The organism is Paenibacillus sp. JT31N17 (assembly GCF_056269255.1).
Genome location: NZ_JBWDNP010000007.1, coordinates 290911 through 312260, shown reverse-complemented (window position 1 = coordinate 312260; position 21350 = coordinate 290911). Strand labels below are relative to the sequence as shown.

The following is a 21350-nucleotide window of genomic DNA, read 5'->3' as shown; positions in this document are numbered from 1 at the left end:
GCATGGCAAAATCAATTGGTAGCGTCATCATTATACAGCCTAGCCTGGATGACAGCAGCAGGAGGAGGACGATTGTGCAGGACCTGCAGGGATCGTCGCGATTTGACAGGCGCGCGGTGAAGGTGGATGAAGCGGCGCGTCTTGTGCTTGAGGCAGTCCGGCCTTGCGGGCACGAAATCGTGCCGCTTGAACGGGCTGCCGGCCGGCGGCTGTCGGAGCAGATGCGCGCAAGCTGCGACTGGCCGCCCTTTGCGCGGTCGGGACTGGACGGTTATGCCGTCCGCAGCGCCGATACGGCGCAAGCCTCGCCGCAGGCTCCAGTGGCGCTGCGCGTGGTTTACGCCGTGGCCGCGGGGGAGCTTGCCCCGGTGGCCGTTGAACGGGGAACCGCCGTGCGCATCATGACCGGCGGGGCGGTTCCCGAAGGGGCGGACGCCGTCGTCATGCTGGAGCAGACGGAGGACGCCTGGGAGGGCGGGCAGCCGGTGGTGCGGGTGAAACGCGCCGCCGCGCCGGGCCAGAACATTGCGCCGCCCGGCGAGGAATTCCGCCGGGGAAGCCTGCTTGCGGAGGCCGGCGCGCTGCTGCGGCCGGGCCATCTGGCTCTGCTCGGCACATTCGGCTATGCCAATGTGCCGGTGTTTGCGCGCCCGCGCGTCGCGGTGCTCGCAACCGGCGCGGAGCTGCTGCCGGTTGCAGCTCCGCTTGCGCCGGGCAGCATCCGCGACAGCAACAGCGCCATGGTCGCGGCAATGGCGGAGCAGAGCGGCGCGGTTGCGCTGCCGCTCGGAAGGCTTGCGGACGACCGGACCACGGTCGTCCAGGCGCTTGCTTCGGCGCTTGCCCAAGCCGATATCGTGGTAACCACCGGAGGCGTCTCGGTGGGTGACTACGATATCATGGCCGCCGTTATGCACGGCCTTCGCTCCGGTGAGCCTGACAAAGACCCTTCCAATGAAGGGTCCGGACAGGCAGGCGACAGGCTGTTGTTCAATAAAGTGGCGATGCGCCCGGGAAGCCCGACTTCCGCAGCCATTGTGCAAGGCAAGCTGCTGCTCGCCTTGTCAGGCAATCCCGGAGCCTGCTTCGTAGGCTTCGAATTGTTTGTCCGGCCGGCGATTCTGCATATGCAGGGCGCCTCCAGGGAGGCAGCGCTGCATAAGGTCCTGACGGCCAGGCTTGCTGCCTCCTATGAGAAAGGCTCTCCGCATGAGCGGTTCGTACGGACCCGCTTGTATGTGGATCAGGGAATGCTGCATGCCGATCCGCTTGCCTTCGGAAAGTCGAGCATGATGGCTTCCATCCCGGACGCGGAAGGGCTGATCCGGATTCCGGCCGGACCCTCAGGGCCGCGTGCAGGCACGCTTGTTGATGTGCTGCTTCTATAGCTGTGGTCGACCGCCGTCATGCAGCGCCCCACCGCGCGCCGGGAGCTGCGCACGGTGAAAATCTCTTATGTACTTATTTCTAACATAACCTGCTTGGGGGCGGGCCACCTACATGTTCTTTTCACTCTTCAAATGGTGGAATTGACAAGCACTCCATTCATTTGCAGCTGCAGGTAGGACTGCATGGAGGCCTGATAGGCCATAAAGGATTGGAATTCCGGGGAGGAAGGGCTTAATAAGGCATCGGTGGGCAGCTGCTCGAAGCGGGCCAGAGACTTGGCCAGCCGCGGTGCTATCCCGTCCAGCCCGGTGACGATCCGCCGAACCTCTTCCGGCTGCCCGGCAATAACCGCGCTGAGTTTTTTTTCATTCAATTTCCATTCACCGGCGGCTGATTGCCAGATCCCGATACGGGCCGACGCAGCTTCTTTTAATGGCTGATCCACGCTTTGCTTGAGCGATTTATTCAAATAATCGGAGGCATCGTCATAGGCCGAATTAAGCTTGTTGGCTTGATTTAACAAAGCTGTCAGCTGCTCAGATATAGCTTTCTCATTGTAGCCGATACTGATCTTTACAGGAGATTTGGTTGTATCTCTTAGCTGAATGGAGGCCTTCCCGTCCTGAAGCAGAATTTCGTTGCTATGGGAATTCCGGGGTTGGTCGTCATTCAGACGGTACACTGCGTTTGTTCCGGGGACCGCAGCTGTGCCGATGCCAGTTGCCGCAATCGCGCTGCCGCCAAGATCAGTCAATGAAAAAGAATACTCCGCACCTGTCTTATCTGCTTCCGCTTCGAGTCTGACGGTGCCTTCGGCCGTATCTTCCCTAACCATCACGGTAATCCCGAACTTAGCGCTGTTGAGTGCATCCCGTATCTTGCCAAGCGAAGCGGCGTTGCTGCTTGATGTGCCGACCGATACGGCAATAACACGCTGACGGCCATCAACAGCTATAACGAAGGTATGGGTTCCGGCGCTGATAATAGACGGCGCTGATCGGGTAAGATCGTAACCGGCATTACGCTGCGGTTTGGCGATGGCAAGTGCCTGAACCTCGAAGGAGGCCCGGCTTGCTTCGAAAGAGGCTTGTCCCGTTACGGCATCAGGATCGGTAGAATTAACCGAACGCTGCTCAAAAGCAGAGGTGCTCTTGTTAGCCAGCGCATTGGCGGCAGCCCTCAGCTCGAAGCTCTGTCTCAGCCACGACGCGGCAAAATCAGCCGCATGCTTCATTGTTTTCACTGCATGAGGCGGAATCTGGAAGGATCTGTTATTATGGAAGGAGCCGCCTCTGTTAGAGGAAGAAGGCTCTCCATCATATGTAAATGGATACTGATCTGTCTCAATAGCGGGCTGCACGGAATAAAGCTGATTACGCGAAATGGATGATACAGGATCGATCATGAACCATCACCTCCGGGAATATTTTAAGCGCCTGCCAGAAGACAGCCTTCGCGGGTTTTGTGCAAGATGGCGCGCGGGCTGTCTGATTCTGGCATTCATCTGCTGCTCGACTTACCTATATAAGAAGAAACAAGAACGCAATCAATGATAAATCAATAAATGATTCAACAAATGGATTGTAGCCATATCCGTAACCGTACGGGCCGAAAGCTTTGACTTGCGCCTTGGCTGTCTGCGGGATTGCGGCTTTTGTTTTCAATTTTGTGGATTTGCCTTTTTTCTTGGATATATGGGGTACGCATAGGAGTCCGCTCTGTAACTCTGCTGAAGTGCTCAGCAGTTGGTCGGGTCTTTCGTTTAAATATACCCTGCCGCCTTCGCATCTGCTCAAAATGCCGATATGCCGACTGCCATCGTGGGTGATAATGCATACGGGCATTCCGCAAAATCGGTTGATATGCTCCTCATGAAGCGGGAAACTGAATCCCATCCTTAGATTGATACCTCCCTGATTGCTTTTCAACAGTGTATTCAACCAGGTACGGATGTGTATGGTTACTTACCCACTCCAGCCGCGTTTTGAAGCTGATGCTTAAGGAGGAATTTGTTCATGGGAGTCAAGACGCATACGCAGAAGGACCAAGTACCCGGATCGAAAAAACGGACAGGTATTTTTGCCGCTCTGATTGTCGTCGCATTGGCGGCAGCGGCAGGATTATGGCAGACCAGGCATAATCAGCCTGATGGTTCTGAGAGCAGCCAGCTGCTCGCGGATTTAACTGCCTTCTGGGAATGGGGGGACCGCGAATTCGCAGAGGGGGCGCAGCAGGCGGGCTGGACATTCCGCTGGGATGGAGAAGCTGCTGCAGACACCGCCAGCCGTTTGGCGGAAAGGCTTCATATAGAAATGTCCCCCATAAGCTCCCCGCTTGGCTATGCGTATCAAGGATCAATTGGCGGCGGGCCGGACAACCCGGCCGTTACGGTTTGGTATCAGGAACAGGCGGATCGTCAGAAGAATCCGTCCGAGGGAGCGTTTATCCAAGCGGACGGGAAGGCACCCGTGCAATTAATTATTTTGCTGCAGCCGGATAAAGGCAGCAAATTGGATATCATAAAAGCATCGGCCGCCGAAATCGAGGAGATGGCAGTGGAAGAGGAAGTTCCGCTAAAGGGGAGCTTTACCGTCCGCGCAATGCCTGCCGCGGGCGCTTCGGCGAAAGCATTCGTCAGGCTTGCTGCTGCCAAGCAAATCGAATCCTATGATGACGGACATACGCAGAGCGTCACCTACTTGAGCCCGAAGCTGCGCTCGGAAATCATGAGCGGCACTCAAAGTGTGAATATGCAGATTGCCCAGGTCCACTCTATGTCCGGGGACGAAGGGGAGCTGGTAATCGGAGTGCCGCTCATAACGGGTGATTATTCCGCAGGGAATTAGGATTTATTGAGGCTAGGATCAGATTTTTTTATGGGCTGATGAATAGCATCTCTCGTTCTGATATGCTAAACTACATAACATGATCCATGTAGGAATTCGGCTTTGCTGCTTAAAAATACATAAGAGAGAATGAGGAATGACCGACGTGAGCAACCATGAATCAATTGCCGCAGCGGGCGCGGTTTATTATTTGTTTGGCGCTACAGGTGATTTAGCGCGGCGAAAGCTTTTTCCTGCGCTCTTCAGCTTATATAAAGAAGGCAAGTTGGCCGAGGATTTCGCCGTAGTGGGGCTGGCCCGCAGACCACGTACGAATGAGGAATTCCGTACTGACGTTTATGATTCCATCGGCGAATTTTGCCGGTACAAGCAGGGCGACGATGAGACTTGGCAGAAATTTGCGCAGCATTTTGTCTATATGTCGCTCGACATCAATAATCTGGACGGCTTCCGGGCGCTGAACAACCTGACGGAAGAGCTTGACGCTAGATTCGACATTCCCGGCAACCGCCTGTTCTATCTGGCCTTGTCTCCTGAGCTGTTTGGACCGGTATCGCTCAATCTGCGTGATGGAGGCCTGCTGGAATCCAAGGGATGGAACCGTCTTGTTATCGAGAAGCCGTTCGGTTACGATTTGCAATCTGCCCGCGAGCTGAACGAGCAGCTCAGTCATGTGTTCAAGGAAGAGGAAATTTTCCGGATTGACCACTACCTGGGCAAGGAAATGGTTCAGAATATCGAGGTTATCCGCTTTGCCAACGCGTTCTTCGAGCCGCTCTGGAACAATAAGCACATCGCCAATGTGCAGATTACATTGTCCGAAACCGTCGGCGTTGAAGAACGGGGAGGCTATTATGATAAATCCGGCGCCCTGCGCGACATGGTGCAGAATCATTTGCTGCAAATGCTGGCGATGATTGCCATGGAGCCGCCAAGCAGGCTTCATCCCGAGGATATCCGCGACGAGAAGGTTAAAGTATTCCGCTCGCTCCGCCGCTTCGCCAGCGGCGAGGAAGTAAAGCAGAATGTTATACGGGGCCAATATTCAGAGGGCTCAGCCAAGGATAAATCATTGAGCGGGTACCGGCAGGAAGACTCCGTGAATCCGGAATCCAAAACCGAGACCTACTTTGCAGCCAGGGTGTTTGCGGATAATTTCCGCTGGGCTGGCGTGCCCTTCTACATCCGCACGGGCAAACGGCTTCCGGTCAAGACAACGGAAATCGTCATCGAATTCAAAAACGTGCCTGACAATATTCTGTTCGCGCGGCGTCATGATCTTTCACCAAACCTGCTCGTCATCCGCGTTAATCCGATGGAAGGCATCTACATCAAAATCAATGCCAAAAAACCGGGCGTCGATAATGTTGTACAGCCGGTTGCCATGGAGTTCTGCCAAAGCTGCCAGGTCGGCTTGAATACGCCGGAGGCATATGAACGTCTCATCTATGATGCTGCGCGCGGCGAATCGACTTACTTCACCCGCTGGGATGAAGTGGCCCAGGCCTGGTCGTTCGTTGACCGGATCGCCGAGGCATGGAGAGAAGATGACGACAGTCTGCAGTTTTACCCGGCCGGTTCATGGGGACCCGAGCAAACGGACAAGCTCCTTGCCGAGGACGGTTATCATTGGTGGCCGGTAAACGGCCAGGATGAGGATAACGTCATCTGGATATCGGGAAGCTCCAAATAGTAGTTTCACCATAAAAGTCCACTCGCATCGGTCCCAATATCCTTATGTGATATTACGGATCGATGCTTTGCTGCATATGTTAGTTGAAGGCAAGCAGCGTTACGTAAAAACGAAGGGAACAGGGTAATGAGTAAAAGTTTAAAGGACGAAATCAAGCAAGAAGTAGATAAGCGGCGGACCTTCGCCATTATCTCCCACCCGGATGCGGGGAAAACTACCTTGACGGAAAAGCTGCTGCTGTTCGGTGGCGCAATACGTCTTGCCGGAACGGTTAAAGCGCGTAAAGCAAGCCGTCACGCAACAAGCGACTGGATGGAAATCGAGAAGCAGCGTGGTATTTCGGTCACCTCTTCGGTCATGCAGTTTGACTACAATGGGCACCGGGTCAATATTCTGGATACCCCGGGCCATCAGGATTTCAGTGAGGATACCTATCGGACCTTGACTGCCGCGGACAGCGCAGTGATGCTTATCGACGTGGCCAAAGGCGTCGAGGCGCAGACGATCAAGCTGTTTCAGGTCTGCCGCAAGCGGGGAATTCCGATCTTTACGTTCATCAACAAGCTGGACCGCGAAGGCCAAAGCCCCTTTGACTTGATGGAGGAACTGGAACGCGTTCTCGGTATCCGGGCGGTCCCGATGAACTGGCCGATCGGCATGGGACGTGAGCTCTGCGGCGTCTATGACCGGATGAAGAACCAGGTTGAGCTGTTCAAGGGCAATGATGATCATTCCAGCATCTCTGTGCGCAAAGTGGATGACTACAATGATTCGATCATTCGTGAAATGGCCGGCGATTATTTGCATAACCAGCTCGTTCAGGATCTCGAATTGCTGGATGTTGCAGGCGACCAGTTCGACTTTGAGAAAGTGCGCGCCGGCGAACTGACGCCGCTGTTTTTCGGCAGTGCAGTTAACAATTTCGGTGTGCAGACATTTCTGGAGAACTTCCTGCAGCTTGCGCCGTCCCCGACGCCCCGCAATACGACAGACGGGCCGCTTGACCCGACGAATGAGAAGTTTTCCGGATATGTGTTCAAAATCCAGGCCAACATGAACCCGGCTCACCGTGACCGGATCGCTTTCCTGCGCATCTGCTCCGGCCGGTTCGAGCGCGGAATGAGCGTTCGACACACGCGCGTGGGTAAAGAAATCAAGCTCGCGCAGCCGCAGCAGTTTCTGGCTCAGGACCGGGATATTGTCGAATCGGCATATCCGGGCGATATTATTGGACTATTCGATCCCGGCATTTTCCGGATTGGGGATTCGCTTTCCCAAGGAAGCGAGATCGTCTTCGATGAGCTTCCAACCTTCTCGCCGGAGCTTTTCGCCAAGGTAACCGTCAAGAACGCGTTGAAGCACAAGCAGTACCAGAAGGGAATCGACCAGCTGACCGAAGAGGGGACCATTCAGGTCTTTCATTCCACAAGCGGTTTTGACGAAACGATTCTGGGTGTGGTCGGCCAGCTGCAGTTTGAGGTTTTTGAATACCGGATGAGAGCGGAGTACGGTGTGGAAATTCAGCTTCACCGGATGCAGTTCCAATTTGCCCGCTGGATCGTGGATGACAAGATTGACCCTTCCAAATTCCGGATCAACTCATCGCTGGTTAAGGATAAGAAGGATAATTACGTCGCTTTGTTCGAGAATGAGTATGCCATGCGTACCGCGATTGATAAGAATCCGACATCCAAGTTTCTGGAGATGGCGCCATAGATTGGGGGTGAAGCTGCCAATGAAAATTTCACGGGTCTTGCGATTTATTTCCGCGATATTGGAAGCGTGTCTGGGAATTCCGATTATTGGGGGTATATTCGTTATCTCAATGTCCTATTCCCCGTTGGTCTTTATGTTTGTACTGCATCTAGTTACCTTGTTCTTCTGTTTCAGAGAACGTTCAGGGAAGATCGGAAGCATAGTGGGAATTGTTACTTCCTTGATTGCATGGATTCCTATTGTCGGGATGATTATGCATATCATTAGCGCCATCATTCTCTTGATCAGTGCGGCCGGTGACCGGTCATCGAATAATGCGGGGAACCGTATTTAAGAATAGCTTCAGCTTCGTCAAATGATAACAGCCGTCTCATCCCCTCTGGATTCCGATTCCAGGGGGGATTTTTTTAGAAGTCAGATCTTGTCGCAGGACGATCGGAGTTTAATGGGGGCGTCCGCTTCATGGTCTGTTAAAAAACAAAGAAAACTTGCACAACGGTGTGCAAGTTTTCTTTGTTTTTTCAAAAATTATATTAAAACTATATGCCTCCAAACACTGCCGAACCCTATGAGGAACTCTTACAGGGAGCTCACGTAAATAGCCCGGACATCCTCGCGGTCCAGCTTCTTGAAGTTGCCGAAAGGACCGTTAATCATCGCTTTGTCGACCATGATGTCAAGCTTGTCGTCGCCGATTCCGTAATCAGCCAGCCGACTTGGGGCGCCGATCGAGTTCCAGAAGACGCGGAGCGCCTGTATGCCTTCAAGCGCGGTTTCACGGTCGGATTTGCCAGCAGGATCGACTCCGAACACATTTACGGCAAATTGCTTGAAGCGGGGAACGCCGGCATCCAGAACATGCCCCATCCAGTTCGGGAACAAGATGGCAAGTCCTCCGCCATGCGGGATATCATAGACTGCGCTGACCGCATGCTCGATATTATGGCTTGCCCAGTCGCCCACTGTGCCCATGGAGAGCATGCCGTTCAGGGCCATCGTGCCGCTGTACAAAATCGTTTCGCGCTGCTCGTAGCTGTACAGGTCGGCGATCAGTTTGGGAGCCGCATCAATTACGATGCGCAGCAGGGACTCAACAAACGCCGACTGGATCGGTGCGTTGGCGGTATGGTTGAAATAGTGCTCGAACAGATGGGACATGATGTCCGCGATGCCGTAGATCGTATGGTCCTTGGGTACGGAGCTGGTGGATTCGGGATCAAGGATGGAAAATTGCGGATAAGTCAAATTGCTGCCCCATCCGTATTTCTCCTGTGTGTCCCAATTGGTAATGACGGAGCCGCTATTCATTTCGGAGCCGGTTGCGGCGAGCGTCAGCACGGTTCCAAAAGGAACTGCGGCCTTCGGCTCGGCTTTGCGCGTAACGATATCCCAGGCATCGCCGTCATATTTGGCTCCGACCGAAATGGCTTTTACGCAATCGATGACGCTTCCTCCGCCGACGGCAAGGATAAACTCAATGCCTTCCTTCTTGCACAAATCCGCACCTTTGTTCACCGTGGTATGCCGCGGGTTGGGCTCTACGCCGCCGAGCTCATGAATTTCGGCACCGATGCTGCGGAGCTGCTGCATGACGCTATCGTAGATGCCATTGCGTTTGATGCTGCCTCCTCCGTAAACGACAAGTACCTTGCTTCCGTATGGCTTGACCAGATCAGAGAGTCTCTCAAGCGTCCCCTTGCCGAAAACCAGCCGGGTTGGATTATGGTAAACGAATGTGTTCATAATTTCGATCTCCTCCTGAATGATTTTGGAATTTTATATGTAGCATTCCCCAGCATTTATTATTATACCTGAGCGTTCATCCAGATTACATCTTAAGAAGCTGTGAATGTCTTAAATATATGAACGTATGAAATCCCATGATGCGCTGCTAATATTTCTGAGGGGAGAAATCAGGCTGCACCGCCGAAGGTCGAAGACTGTCTATTTCTTGGAAAAATCACGATTCAAGTTCAAGAAGGTGAATTGACTGAACTGGACCTGCATGATAAGATGACTTTGTTCGAAATACGGAACAAGGGTTTGTAATTTATTTGACCGTTTGATCTGTATTAATCAGCGAATGCCCACCATGCAAGGATAGCATTCAGAGTGAAGAGCGTTAGAGATGAGAAGGAAGAAAGAGGGAACGGGATTATGAATCAAAAATATGCTGTGCCGGCTCTTGACCGAGCACATGCCGTCATGGCGCTGCTCGCGGAGGAGCCGTATGTGTGGAAGCTGTCGGATCTCTCCAGAAGGCTTGAAATCAGCAAAAGCACGCTGTTTTCGCTGCTCAGCACGCTTGAGCGGCTGCGGTGGATTGACCGCGACCGGAACGAAACCTACGCGCTGGGGAGCGTCATGGGCGATTTCGGAGGCGCTTACTTCCGCCAATATGATCTGATCGACCAATTCAAGCGCAATGCGGAGCCGGTTGTCCGCCGGCTGCAGGAGTCCATCCAGCTGGCGAGGCTGGATGGCGGGGATGTGCAGTATCTGGCGAAGGTGGAAGCGCCATCCCCGGTGCAGATGGTATCGGGCGCCGGCATTCGCTTCCCCGCCCATGCGACCGGGCTTGGCAAGTCGCTGCTGGCCTTCAGGAGCGAGGAGGAGGTGCGGGCAATCCTGCCGCAGGAGACGCTCAGCAAGATCACGGTGCATACAATCGGCTCGCGCGAAGCGCTGCTCAAAGAGCTGGAGGAGGTGCGCGCAAGCGGATGCTCCATGGATATTCAGGAAGGGGTTATGGGCTTCTGCTGCGTAGCCGCGCCCATATTCGACCGCAGCCGGCAGGCTGCCGCAGCGATCAGCTGCTCCATGCCCATTCACCATTGGGAAGGCAAGAAGATGGAAGCCATACGCGAGATTAAGGCCCTCGCCCAGCTGCTGTCCATTGCCGTCTGAGGCGTTCGCGAGGCAGGCGCATGGCGGTTGCAGGCGAGCCCGCGGATCCCATTTTCGGAAGCGACCCGGAAAAGGGATCTTTTTTTATATTGACAGAGAGTAGGATGTATGAAAGAATAATCTCAATCATAATAATAAACGTTGTTCATAATAATGAACAACAGGAGGTGTACAGCAGTCGATGGCGATCAGCACAACGATTATTTTTCGTATTGAGATGGATTTGTCGCTCATCAAGTTCAGTGATATCGCTGCAGTTGTACATCAAGGAGGCGGCGATATTGTCGCAGTCGACGTGATCCGCGCTTCCAGGGATGTAACGGTCCGCGACATTACCGTGCAGTTGAATGTAGACGTACACGAACAGCTTGCCGGGGCGCTCCGGGCTCTTCCCGGCCTTCGGATCGTGAACGAGTCGGACAGCACCTTTCTGGCTCATCTGGGCGGCAAAATTCAAGTCACTCCCAAGATCCCTATCAAGAACAGGGAGGATCTCTCCCGCGTCTATACACCCGGGGTGGCCAGGGTATGCATGGCGATTCGCGACGATCCGTCCAAGGTGTTTACTCTCACTGCGAAACGCAATTTGGTAGCGGTTGTCACGGATGGCACCGCAGTGCTGGGCCTTGGGGACATTGGGCCGGAAGCGGCTATCCCGGTGATGGAAGGCAAAGCGGTGCTGTTTAAACAATTTGCCGATGTGGATGCGTTCCCGATTTGCCTGGCGACAAAGGACACAGAGGAAATTATTTTGATTGTCAAAGCGATGTCGCCGATGTTCGGAGGCATTAATCTGGAGGATATCAGCTCGCCCCGCTGCTTCGAGATCGAGCGGCGCCTGCAGGAGGAGCTGGATATTCCGGTCTTCCATGACGACCAGCACGGTACGGCTGTCGTGCTGCTGGCGGGTCTATTGAATGCGCTTCGCCTTACCGGCAAACGCATCGAAGAGGTATCGGTGGTCGTCTGCGGCGTCGGTGCCGCCGGTGCGGCATGCATCGAAATGCTGCTGGCAGCGGGAGTAACCGAGCTTGTGGCGGTGGATCAAGCGGGCGCTCTGATCGCCGGCGAGCATGATGACCATCCGGCGCATAAGCGGATTGCGGCCAAGACGAATCCGAAAAGCAAGCGCGGCTCGCTGTCCGATGTGATTGATGGAGCTGACGTCTTCATCGGCGTGTCCCGCGCCAATCTGCTTAAGCCGGACGATGTCAGGCGCATGGCCCCTGAGCCGATCGTCTTTGCGATGGCCAATCCGGAGCCGGAGATCGATCCGGAGGTTGCAGAGCCGCTGGTTGCGGTACTGGCAACGGGTCGAAGCGATTATCCGAATCAGATTAATAATGTATTGTGCTTCCCCGGCATTTTCCGCGGGGCTCTGGACTGCCGGGCCAAGGTAATCAATGAGGAAATGAAGCTGGCAGCCGCCTATGCCATTGCCGCCATCGTAAGCGATGACGAGCTGGGCAAACAGTATATCATCCCAAGTATTTTCAATGAGAAGGTGGTTCCGCGTGTACGGGATGCCGTGATCGAGGCGGCTATCCGCACCGGCGCTGCGAATCGGATACCGCGTGCGCTGCAGCCATCGACACGCCAGCCGGTCGCGGCCGATGAGGTTTTCTGAAATGATTTCAAATCAGAGAGGAACGTGAAGACATGAACGCTAACAACCAGGCTTTGCAAAATGCAGGGATTCAACTGACCGCCGACCTGACCCCGGAACAGCTTGAAATTCTGACCCCTGAGGCGCTGGGCTTCGTCGCCGAGCTGCACCGGTCGTTCAACGGTACGCGCGAAGAACTGTTGAAGGTCCGCATTGAGCGGCAGGAACGGATTGATGCGGGCGAGCTGCCTGATTTTCTTCCAGAGACGCTTGCCATCCGGCAGGGAGATTGGAAAATCACCTCCGTGCCTGCCGATCTTCAGGATCGCCGTGTGGAAATAACCGGGCCTTCCGGCGACCGGAAAATGGTTATCAACGCGCTTAACTCGGGCGCCAAGGCCTTCATGACCGATTTCGAGGATGCGAATTCCCCGACCTGGGATAATTCAATCGGCGGACAAATCAACCTTCGAGACGCGATCCGCAAAAGCATCGACTTCGTGAGTCCGGAGGGAAAAGCTTACAAGCTGAACGAGCAGGTTGCTGTACTGATTGCCCGCCCGAGAGGCTGGCATATGACGGAGAAGCATATGCTGGTGGATGGCCAGGAGGTATCGGCAAGCCTGTTCGACTTCGGTCTTTATTTCTATCATAATGCCAGAGAGCTGCTGGCCCGCGGCAGCGGTCCATATTTCTACCTTCCGAAGCTGGAAAGCCATCAGGAGGCCCGTTTGTGGAATGACGTATTCGTTCAGGCGCAGCGGACGCTGGGTATTTCGCAGGGAACCGTCAAGGTAACGGTTCTGATCGAGACGATCATGGCGGCGTTTGAGATGGATGAGATCCTGTATGAGTTGAAAGAGCATATCGCGGCACTCAACTGCGGCCGTTGGGATTATATTTTCAGCTACATCAAAAAACTGCGCAAGCAGCCGCACATCATCCTGCCTGACCGCAGCGTTGTCACGATGACGGTTCCTTTCATGCGCTCCTACTCGCTGCTGGCGATCCAAACCTGCCATAAACGCGGCGCTCACTGCATGGGCGGGATGGCGGCGCAAATTCCCATCAAGAATAACCCTGAAGCCAATGAAGAAGCGCTTGGCAAGGTCAGAGCGGACAAATGGCGGGAAGCCTCGGATGGCCATGACGGCACATGGGTGGCGCATCCCGGCCTCGTGCCGATAGCGCTTGCGGTATTCGACGAGCTGATGCCGGAAGCCAATCAGGTGTCCAAGCAGCTGGATGTCACCATTACGGCAAGCGATCTGCTCACTCCCGCTGCCGGCGATATTACCGAGACCGGGCTGCGTACCAATATCAGCGTCGGCATCCAGTATATCGAGGCATGGCTCAGGGGAATCGGAGCCGTACCGATCAATAACCTGATGGAGGATGCGGCGACAGCTGAGATTTCGCGGGCGCAGGTATGGCAGTGGATCAAGCATCCCCAAGGCGTTCTCAGCGACGGACGCCGCATAACGGTTGAACTGACCCGTACCTTGATTGACGAGGAGCTGCAGGCAATCCGTACGAAAATCGGGGAAAGCGCGTATGAGAGCGGAAAATTCGATGTGGCCAGCCGCTTGTTCGCCGAGATGAGCGAAGCGGAGGATTTCGAGGAGTTTCTGACACTGCCCGGTTATCGTTATTTGTAGGATGGCAGGCAGATGCCCGGCAAGAAGCATATCTTGGAGGCTTGAACTTGCAGACTTGGAACAGACATTCCTTCATCTGACTTCTCTGGTTCAGCGTCTTGGCGGCCGATGACAGCAAGCGGCGCTGGAACATGTTTATCAGGCGGAGCGCGGAAATGCGCTCCGCCTGTATACGTTAAGCGGCGCAGGCAGCGGGCGCGGGGAGCGACAGGGATCGCTTTTCGCACCTCGGGCGCCCGCCGCGCGCGGTTTTTCACTGCATGACGGCGGTCGGTTGACCACATGCAGCCCTTGCAGCACGGAGAAATTTCCGGGAGGCAGGTTACTTTCTGGCGATCAATTCGTTACAATGGATGTGGGAAGCTTGTCGCAGCTGCAGCTTGAATTGTCTTCTACATAAGTCCGCAGATTTTAATTTCCCCAAGGGAGGCAGGCCCGCATTTCGAAGAGGAAAAGAGGAAAGACCGACCATGTCTGAAAAGGTAAAAAAAGGCTCATGGATCCACTACGCCATTATTATCGCGGTCCTTCATATTGCCGGTCTTGCAGGGCTGCTCACGGTTGTGCATGATCTTCCCGCTTTCTGGAGCATGGGCTTGTTGGCGTATACACTTGGTCTCCGCCATGCTTTTGATGCTGATCATATCGCGGCTATCGACAATTCGGTACGGAAGCTGGTGCAGGAGAAGCGGAATGCGCTGGGGACAGGATTTTATTTTTCCCTTGGCCATTCTTCGGTTGTTTTTCTGATGGTTGTCGCTTTATGCATATCGCTCCAGTGGGCGCAGGGCTTCATGCCGGATATGCAGCGGGTCGGCGGTGTGATCGGAATGAGCGTATCGGGGATCTTTTTGCTGATCGTGGGGCTTATCAATCTGGTGGTTCTGGTGAAGCTGGTTGCCATCATACGCAAAGGCCGCCATGTCAGGACGGATCCGGCCAAGCTAGAGCAGCTGCTTGAATCGCGGGGACTGATCGCCCGGCTGGCCAAGCCTGCATTAAAGCTGGTAAGCCGCAGCTGGCATTTGTACCCGCTCGGGTTCCTGTTCGGTCTGGGCTTCGATACCGCTACGGAGATTGGGCTGCTTGCGCTGTCTGCTTCAGCCGTGCAGAACGCCGCACCTGTATGGGGCTTGCTTTCGCTGCCCCTGCTGTTCGCTGCAGGCATGAGCCTGCTGGATACGGCAGACGGCGTATTTATGACGAGAGCCTACAACTGGGCGCTCATCACGCCGATGCGAAAGCTGTATTACAATACGACGATCACCGCAGTCTCGGTAGCTGCTGCTCTTATCATCGGAGCAGTAGAATTGCTGCAGACGTTTTCCGGAGAGATGGCGCAGGAAAATCCGCTCTTCAGTTGGGTGAACCGCCTGAATTTCGATTACATGGGTTACGGCCTGGCGGCCCTCCTGTTTGGAGCGTGGCTGGTATCGGTGCTTCGCCGGAGATCGAATCCAATCATTAAAAATGTTGAAAGCTGATATTGAGTTCTCTGGACTACCTGCAAAGCATTGGGCGGATTTTAGTGATGAATCCGTCCTTTATTATGATGATTGGGATGAGGGGCTGAATTATACTTATTTCATGAGGAGGCGTTGTGCATATGGCCTTGCCGAAAATGATAAAAATCCGTCAGCATTTTCATGCACCAGCGGTCGAAAATATAGAGGCGACAGTTGCCGCGGAGATCAGGAAACCGGAAATTGCCGGGCGAATTCAACCGGGTCAGCGGATTGCGATTACGGCTGGCAGCAGGGGAATTGCGAATATATCCCGGATCATTGCAGCAGTCGCAGCTGAAATCAAGTCATACGGGGCTCATCCTTTTATTGTGCCGGCTATGGGCAGCCATGGAGGAGCGACCGCAGAAGGACAGATTGAGGTGCTGGAAAGTCTGGGCGTTACCGAGGAGAAGTGCGGGGCGCCTGTGATCAGCTCCATGGATGTGGTAGAAATCGGGCAGACGCAAGGCGGAACCGCCGTCTACATGGACCGTCATGCTTCTGAGGCGGATGGCGTCATATTGGTCGCACGCATCAAGCTGCATACCGATTTCAAGTCGCCTGTCGGTATTGAGAGCGGCCTGACGAAAATGGCGGCGATCGGGCTGGGCAAGCATAAGCAGGCGCTGCTGCTTCACTCCTACGGAGTACCCGGCATCCGGGATATTATGCCCGAAGTTGGCAAGGTTGTGATTGAATCGGGCCGGATTGTGTTCGGCCTCGGGATTGTGGAAAATGCCATCGAGCAGACATCCATCCTGGAAGCCATAGAACCGGATAGGATCAATGAACGCGAGCAAGCGCTGCTGCTTGCTTCTGCGGCCATGTATCCGAAGCTTCCGACGGATGAACTGGATATTCTCATTGTCGACGAAATCGGCAAAAACCACAGCGGCACCGGGATGGATACGAATATCATCGGCCGAATGCGGATTCAGGGAGAAGCGGAGCCGGTATCGCCCCGGATCAAATACGTCATCGCAGGCGATCTGAGCGAGGAATCCCACGGCAATGCGCTTGGTATCGGACTTGCAGATCTGACCACGACCCGTCTGGTTGATAAAATCGACCGGAAGATAATGAATGAGAATGTTATTACCAGCACGTTTCTCTCCCGGGCATCGGTACCGATCACCCTGGACAATGACCGGGAGGCGCTGGCGGCGGCGCTGCGGGCCAATTGGAACGTACCGGAGGAGCGGGCGAGAATTGCCCGCATCGTAAGCACGCTTCACGTCGAGCATGTCTATGTATCGGAGTCCGTTTATGAGGAAATTCAAGCTTCGCCGAACATCGAGACCGAAGGCGGGTGGGAGGAATTCCGGTTCGACGAGTACGGGAATTTACCGTCATTCTAACAGGCCGGTGATAGTCCGGTGAAGCAGGCGGAAACAGAATGGTAAAGCTACAAGCTGCCTGTGGAAAGATGCCTTGTAAGCTTCTGGTTGCGAGCAATGTGCCTCGAATTAGCAGCATTGCGCTTGCGAGCAAAGTGCCTCGAATTAGCAGCATTGCGCTTGCGAGCAAAGTGTCTCGAATTAGCAGCATGCGCTTGCGAGCAAAGTGCCTCGAATTAGCAGCATTGCGCTTGCGAGCAAAGTGTCTCGAACTAGCAGCATTGCGCTTGCGAGCAAAGTGTCTCGAATTAGCATTGCGCTTGCGGAGCTTTGTTCCTCGAATTTAACAGTATGCGCAGCCGACTTTTTTGAGCCTGCAAGCCAACCGGGCTGAGGGCAAGTGATCCTCTTTGATTACGAAAGGAGAAGCTATGGAATTTGCTATGATCGCTGATGATCTTACAGGTGCTAACGACAGCGGCGTGCAGCTGGCTGCGAGCGGCTACAGCACGTCGGTGCTGTTCCGGCTTGACGGGGAAGCCCTGGGCAGTCTTGATGCGGTTGTGCTCAATACGGACAGCCGTGCGGATTCGCCCCAAACAGCCTATGCCAAGGTGAGGAATGCTGCCGATTATGTGAGCCGGCTAACCGCCGGAATCGTATATAAGAAGCTCGATTCGACGCTTCGGGGAAATATCGGAGCCGAGCTTGATGCAGTGTACGATGCGTTCAAGCCGGATTTTATCGTGCTTGCGCCGGCATACCCCGGCAATGGCCGGACAACCGAGAACGGGTACCAATACCGGAGCGGGACGCTTGTTCATAATACAGAAGCGGCCCATGATCCGGTGACGCCGGTGACGGAATCCTATATTCCAAGACTGGTGGGGATGCAAAGCCAGCGGGCTTGCGCGCTCATCACCCGCGATGAGCTGATGGATCAGCCTGCGCTGGCCGTACGGCTGGACTTGCTGCGGAAGGCCGCGGTTCCGTACCTTCTGTTCGATGCCCTATATGATGAGGATCTGAATCATGTAGCAAGGTCGATGGCAGGCAGCGGTCTGCGCATCGTCTGGGCAGGCTCGGCAGGGCTTGCCCGCAGCCTGGCGCTGCAAGCTGCGGATCGGGCATGGGGCGGCGGGGCCGGATTGAAGTCACAGAAACCGGGGACCGGACAAGGCCCAACCTCCGGAATGGGGACACAGCCGGCGCTTGCCGTTATCGGCAGTGTCAGCGGCATCTCCAGAGGACAACTGACCTATATGCTGGAAGCGGGAGTGAACGGTGTGGCCGTTCAATCCGATTTGCTTGTTGGCGGCGGCGACGCCTGCAATCAGGAGATTCACCGTGCGGCGGTTGAAGTTGGAGCTTCCCTGTCGAGCGGGAAGGACACCGTATTGTACTGCTCCGCCAGTGAAGAAGATATCGTTCGCGCGAAAGCGATGGGAGAGCGGCAGGGACTGCATCCCACAGAGGTGGGGGCAGTCATTGCCCAGGGGCTTGCGGAAGTATTGGTGGAAGCGCTGCCAGAATGTGAGCCGGCCGGGCTTGTCATGACCGGCGGCGATACCGCGGGACATATCTGCTCGCTGATCGGGGCGAAACGATTCGACCTGCTGGGCGAAGTGGAGACGGGCGTTCCGTTGGGGCGTCTGATCTGCAGGGACAAGCAATGGACGGCAGTGACCAAAGCGGGCGGATTTGGTACGAAGGCAGTACTGCTGGAGGCAATGAAACGAATTAAGGAGGCGAGTCGGATATGAAGCCGATTATTGGTATTACGATGGGCGATGCGGCGGGTGTGGGCCCGGAGGTAATTGTAAAAGCACTGGCAACCCAAGAGGTGTTTGACCTGTGCCGGTCAGTTGTTATCGGGGATGCCGGAATTCTTGAGCGGGCCGTTCGGGTAACAGGGTCGCCCATAACGATCAGACGCATCCAATACGTGAGCGAGGCGTTATATGACAAGGGGAGCATCGATTGCATCGATCTGAATGTGCTGCCGGATGATCTGCCCTTCGGCATTCTGTCGGCAAGCGCGGGCGATGCCGCATACCGTTTTATCGCCAAGGCGGTGGAACTGGCGCAGGCTGGGGAAATCGATGCCATCTGCACGGCTCCGCTCAATAAAGAGGCGCTCCATATGGGCGGCCACCGGTTTCCGGGGCACACGGAGATTCTGGCTCATTTGACGGAAACCGAGGATTACTCCATGATGCTGGCCACGCCAAATCTGAAAGTTATCCATCTGACAACGCATCTCGGACTTATCGATGCGATCGCAAGTATCAATCCGGAGCGGACCTACCGCGTAATCAAACTGGCACACGACACATTGGAGCAGGCGGGCTTCCCTAATCCGACAATCGCGGTGTGCGGCATTAATCCGCATGCCGGGGAGAACGGATTGTTCGGATACGGCGAAGAGGAAGAGAAGCTGATTCCCGGCATCAAGCGTGCGCTTGAAGAGGGTATTCAGGTATCCGGTCCTTATCCGGCGGACACGCTGTTCTACCGGGCGGCCCGCGGCGATTTTCAGATGGTGGTGGCTTGCTACCACGACCAGGGGCATGCGCCGATCAAGGTGCTCGGAATCGAGGCCGGGGTCAATATTACGGTCGGACTCAAGGGCGGCGTGATCCGCACATCGGTCGATCATGGAACGGCCTTCGATATCGCGGGCACGAACAAGGCCGACGAACGCAGCATGATCGCGGCGATCCGCTATGCCGCAGAGCTTGCCCCGAAGAAACGCTAGAGCTATTATTCCATAAAACAATTTCATAGTAGATGGAATCACGTCTGATGGGGGGAATAGATGATGAAATGGCATGCGACAGATGCATACTCTCATTTCGGACTGCCTCGTTTCGGTTCGGTTGAGCAGCTGCTTCACTATATGGACGTTCATGAGGTAGAGCGCGCGGTCACGGTGCTGGGTCCGCTTGTGCCGGACCTTCAGTCGCTGGCACGGGCAAACGCGGAGCATGCCGATCGTCTGCGGTGTGTCGGCATCCCTTTCGGGGAAACGAAAGCGCAGCGTCAGGAGATTACCCGGCTCCAGCTGGATGCCGGCGCGATGGCGATCCGGTTCGAATACCGCGAAGCGATGGAAGACCCGGAGGTGCTGGATATCGTCGGGGAACGGGGACGGTGGGCTTACGGAATCGACGCCTGCCGCGACCAGCGGATAGCGAAGCTTTATCTGGAATGGCTGGCCCGTTATCCGGATGCGCGGCTGGCTGCGCCGCACTTCATGTACGCCGGCTTTCAGGCAAATGATGCAGAGCGTGCAGGAGGTTTCATCACCGAGCTGATGGGTCATCCGCGTTTCTACGGTATTCTGGTACGGAACCTGGGGATGTGCGGTTCTATTCCCCCGCATGGCGAATATAAAGCGTGGATCAACTATGTGCTGGAGCATTGCGGAGCGGAGCATCTCATGTGGGGCAGCGAGTATCCTGTCCTCTTCTGGCGCAATGAGCGCGCGGAAGCGGCGCTTGAGCTGTTCCGCGGATTTATGGACACATGCAGCGAGGAGCAGTTCCGCCTGATCGCCGGTACTAATGCGAATGAGCAGTTTTTCTCCGGCGAGCCTCCGGCATCCCGGGCGATCGAAATTCCGGGATGGGTAGAGGAGCAGTTCCGCAGGAACCGCAATGTGACCTTCTTTCCGAAGGGGCTTGAGCTGCCTGTTGACGATTACGAACGGCTTCTGGCGGCTTATATGAATTCACCTGCGTTCAGCCAGGGCGCAAGCATGTCGGATTATTTGCTGAAGACCTGGAAAAGCGATATGTAAGGAGGCAGCCAGCTGATATGGAGTACACGAAACTTGGCAAAACAGGAGCAACCGTCAGCCGCGTCGGCTATGGCGGGGCGGCGGCGGGACTGAAAAATTATTTGCATGCCTTTGACCCGGAAAATGCCGAAGACCGTGGCCGCATCATCGCTTCCATCGAAGAGTCGCTTGCTTCGGGCATCAATTATTACGATACAGCGCCTGCCTATGGTGATGGTCAAAGCGAAGCGATACTGGGCGAGGCCCTTGAAGGAGTCAAGGCGAGCGGCTCTTATCCGCTGTTCCTCTCTACCAAGATCGCCTACAGTCAGCGCGGGGAGCTGCGCGCCTCGCTTGAGGCCAGCTTGAAGCGGCTGCGCCGGGACCGGATTGATTTGCTGCAAATCCACGGCGACTCCTTCAAGCCGGAGCAGACCGACGATATCCTCAGCAGCGGCGGCATGGCCGAGCAGATGCTTCGGTTAAAGGAAGAAGGGCTTGTCGGCCATATCGGCTTCACAAGCGAAGATAATAATGACGCGGTGTACCGTCTGATCCGCAGCGGCGCGTTTGATACGGTACAGCTCTGCTACAATTTTATTTTCCAGCATCCCTATGAGCCTAGCCGACCCTTCGGCAGCCTGCTGGAAGCGGAGAAGGCCGGGATGGGCATTCTGACGATGCGCACCCCGACCTCGGGCACCTTCCAGCGCTGGATTCAAATGGTGAACCCCGGCAATACCTTCGACTATACGCCAGCGCTGATCCAGTTCGTGCTGTCCAACCCTTATGTGGACGTGGCCCTGATGGGCATGCGCGATGCGGAGATTGTACGCAGCAATGTGAGCATCTGCAATGATTTCGAAGGCCGGATCAGCCTCGATGAGCTGCACAGCCGCTACGTATAGGATG

At 55.2% G+C, this 21350-nt stretch carries 15 protein-coding genes; 13 read left to right on the top strand and 2 right to left on the bottom strand.

Annotated features, from left to right (window positions below):
- The first annotated feature begins 2 nt into the window (after positions 1-2).
- The gene (locus AC0YOB_RS23015; protein ID WP_475794741.1) at positions 3-1388 is read left to right on the top strand and encodes a molybdopterin molybdotransferase MoeA; all 1386 of its coding nucleotides are present in this window, start codon (positions 3-5) and stop codon (positions 1386-1388) included.
- 128 nt (positions 1389-1516) lie between these two features.
- On the opposite strand, the gene AC0YOB_RS23010 is transcribed toward AC0YOB_RS23015, so the two are convergent.
- Positions 1517-2794, bottom strand: coding sequence for a hypothetical protein (locus AC0YOB_RS23010; protein ID WP_475794740.1), 1278 nt, complete (start codon positions 2792-2794; stop codon positions 1517-1519).
- A 610-nt stretch (positions 2795-3404) separates the two neighbouring features.
- Here AC0YOB_RS23010 and AC0YOB_RS23005 point away from each other — a divergent pair.
- The 3 genes from AC0YOB_RS23005 (at position 3405) to AC0YOB_RS22995 (ending at position 7644) form a co-directional block, all read left to right on the top strand.
- The gene (locus AC0YOB_RS23005; RefSeq protein ID WP_475794739.1) at positions 3405-4235 is read left to right on the top strand and encodes a YwmB family TATA-box binding protein; all 831 of its coding nucleotides are present in this window, start codon (positions 3405-3407) and stop codon (positions 4233-4235) included.
- Between the two features lie 136 nt (positions 4236-4371).
- A complete protein-coding gene (gene zwf, locus AC0YOB_RS23000) occupies positions 4372-5928 on the top strand; it encodes a glucose-6-phosphate dehydrogenase (RefSeq protein ID WP_475794738.1) in 1557 nt (518 codons plus the stop codon).
- Positions 5929-6054: 126 nt separating this feature from the next.
- Positions 6055-7644, top strand: coding sequence for a peptide chain release factor 3 (locus tag AC0YOB_RS22995; protein ID WP_475794737.1), 1590 nt, complete (start codon positions 6055-6057; stop codon positions 7642-7644).
- 579 nt (positions 7645-8223) lie between these two features.
- On the opposite strand, the gene AC0YOB_RS22990 is transcribed toward AC0YOB_RS22995, so the two are convergent.
- Positions 8224-9387, bottom strand: coding sequence for an iron-containing alcohol dehydrogenase (locus tag AC0YOB_RS22990; RefSeq protein ID WP_475794736.1), 1164 nt, complete (start codon positions 9385-9387; stop codon positions 8224-8226).
- A 414-nt stretch (positions 9388-9801) separates the two neighbouring features.
- Here AC0YOB_RS22990 and AC0YOB_RS22985 point away from each other — a divergent pair, with 414 nt between their 5' ends.
- The 9 genes from AC0YOB_RS22985 (at position 9802) to AC0YOB_RS22945 (ending at position 21346) form a co-directional block, all read left to right on the top strand.
- A complete protein-coding gene (locus tag AC0YOB_RS22985) occupies positions 9802-10551 on the top strand; it encodes an IclR family transcriptional regulator (RefSeq protein WP_475789408.1) in 750 nt (249 codons plus the stop codon).
- Between the two features lie 181 nt (positions 10552-10732).
- Positions 10733-12178, top strand: coding sequence for an NAD-dependent malic enzyme (locus AC0YOB_RS22980; protein ID WP_475794735.1), 1446 nt, complete (start codon positions 10733-10735; stop codon positions 12176-12178).
- 32 nt (positions 12179-12210) lie between these two features.
- On the top strand, positions 12211-13815 hold the full coding sequence (gene aceB, locus AC0YOB_RS22975; RefSeq protein ID WP_475794734.1) for a malate synthase A: 1605 nt from the start codon (positions 12211-12213) through the stop codon (positions 13813-13815).
- A 470-nt stretch (positions 13816-14285) separates the two neighbouring features.
- Positions 14286-15299 carry a HoxN/HupN/NixA family nickel/cobalt transporter gene (locus AC0YOB_RS22970; RefSeq protein ID WP_475768447.1) on the top strand — a complete coding sequence of 338 codons (1014 nt, stop codon included), beginning with the start codon at positions 14286-14288 and terminating at the stop codon, positions 15297-15299.
- Positions 15300-15421: 122 nt separating this feature from the next.
- A complete protein-coding gene (locus AC0YOB_RS22965) occupies positions 15422-16678 on the top strand; it encodes a nickel pincer cofactor-dependent isomerase, group 22 (protein ID WP_475794733.1) in 1257 nt (418 codons plus the stop codon).
- 410 nt (positions 16679-17088) lie between these two features.
- Positions 17089-18420, top strand: coding sequence for a four-carbon acid sugar kinase family protein (locus AC0YOB_RS22960; RefSeq protein WP_475794732.1), 1332 nt, complete (start codon positions 17089-17091; stop codon positions 18418-18420).
- Positions 18417-19415: a 4-hydroxythreonine-4-phosphate dehydrogenase PdxA gene (pdxA, locus tag AC0YOB_RS22955; protein ID WP_475794731.1), complete on the top strand. Its 999-nt coding sequence runs from the start codon at positions 18417-18419 to the stop codon at positions 19413-19415. The genes AC0YOB_RS22960 and pdxA overlap by 4 nt, the downstream gene beginning before the upstream one ends.
- Positions 19416-19475: 60 nt before the next feature.
- The gene (locus tag AC0YOB_RS22950) at positions 19476-20459 is read left to right on the top strand and encodes an amidohydrolase family protein (RefSeq protein WP_475794730.1); all 984 of its coding nucleotides are present in this window, start codon (positions 19476-19478) and stop codon (positions 20457-20459) included.
- A gap of 17 nt (positions 20460-20476) precedes the next feature.
- On the top strand, positions 20477-21346 hold the full coding sequence (locus AC0YOB_RS22945; protein WP_475794729.1) for an aldo/keto reductase: 870 nt from the start codon (positions 20477-20479) through the stop codon (positions 21344-21346).
- Positions 21347-21350: the final 4 nt, after the last annotated feature.

Bases quoted from the DNA above. Each gene is read 5' to 3' on its own strand.
- AC0YOB_RS23015 (WP_475794741.1), top strand. From the start codon at position 3: ATGGCAAAATCAATTGGTAGCGTCATCATTATACAGCCTAGCCTGGAT.
- AC0YOB_RS22985 (WP_475789408.1), top strand. From the start codon at position 9,802: ATGAATCAAAAATATGCTGTGCCGGCTCTTGACCGAGCACATGCCGTC.
- AC0YOB_RS22950 (WP_475794730.1), top strand. From the start codon at position 19,476: ATGATGAAATGGCATGCGACAGATGCATACTCTCATTTCGGACTGCCT.
- pdxA (WP_475794731.1), top strand. From the start codon at position 18,417: ATGAAGCCGATTATTGGTATTACGATGGGCGATGCGGCGGGTGTGGGC.
- aceB (WP_475794734.1), top strand. From the start codon at position 12,211: ATGAACGCTAACAACCAGGCTTTGCAAAATGCAGGGATTCAACTGACC.
- zwf (WP_475794738.1), top strand. From the start codon at position 4,372: ATGACCGACGTGAGCAACCATGAATCAATTGCCGCAGCGGGCGCGGTT.
- AC0YOB_RS23010 (WP_475794740.1), bottom strand. From the start codon at position 2,794: ATGATCGATCCTGTATCATCCATTTCGCGTAATCAGCTTTATTCCGTG.
- AC0YOB_RS22965 (WP_475794733.1), top strand. From the start codon at position 15,422: ATGGCCTTGCCGAAAATGATAAAAATCCGTCAGCATTTTCATGCACCA.
- AC0YOB_RS22990 (WP_475794736.1), bottom strand. From the start codon at position 9,387: ATGAACACATTCGTTTACCATAATCCAACCCGGCTGGTTTTCGGCAAG.
- AC0YOB_RS22995 (WP_475794737.1), top strand. From the start codon at position 6,055: ATGAGTAAAAGTTTAAAGGACGAAATCAAGCAAGAAGTAGATAAGCGG.
- AC0YOB_RS22970 (WP_475768447.1), top strand. From the start codon at position 14,286: ATGTCTGAAAAGGTAAAAAAAGGCTCATGGATCCACTACGCCATTATT.
- AC0YOB_RS22960 (WP_475794732.1), top strand. From the start codon at position 17,089: ATGGAATTTGCTATGATCGCTGATGATCTTACAGGTGCTAACGACAGC.
- AC0YOB_RS22945 (WP_475794729.1), top strand. From the start codon at position 20,477: ATGGAGTACACGAAACTTGGCAAAACAGGAGCAACCGTCAGCCGCGTC.
- AC0YOB_RS23005 (WP_475794739.1), top strand. From the start codon at position 3,405: ATGGGAGTCAAGACGCATACGCAGAAGGACCAAGTACCCGGATCGAAA.
- AC0YOB_RS22980 (WP_475794735.1), top strand. From the start codon at position 10,733: ATGGCGATCAGCACAACGATTATTTTTCGTATTGAGATGGATTTGTCG.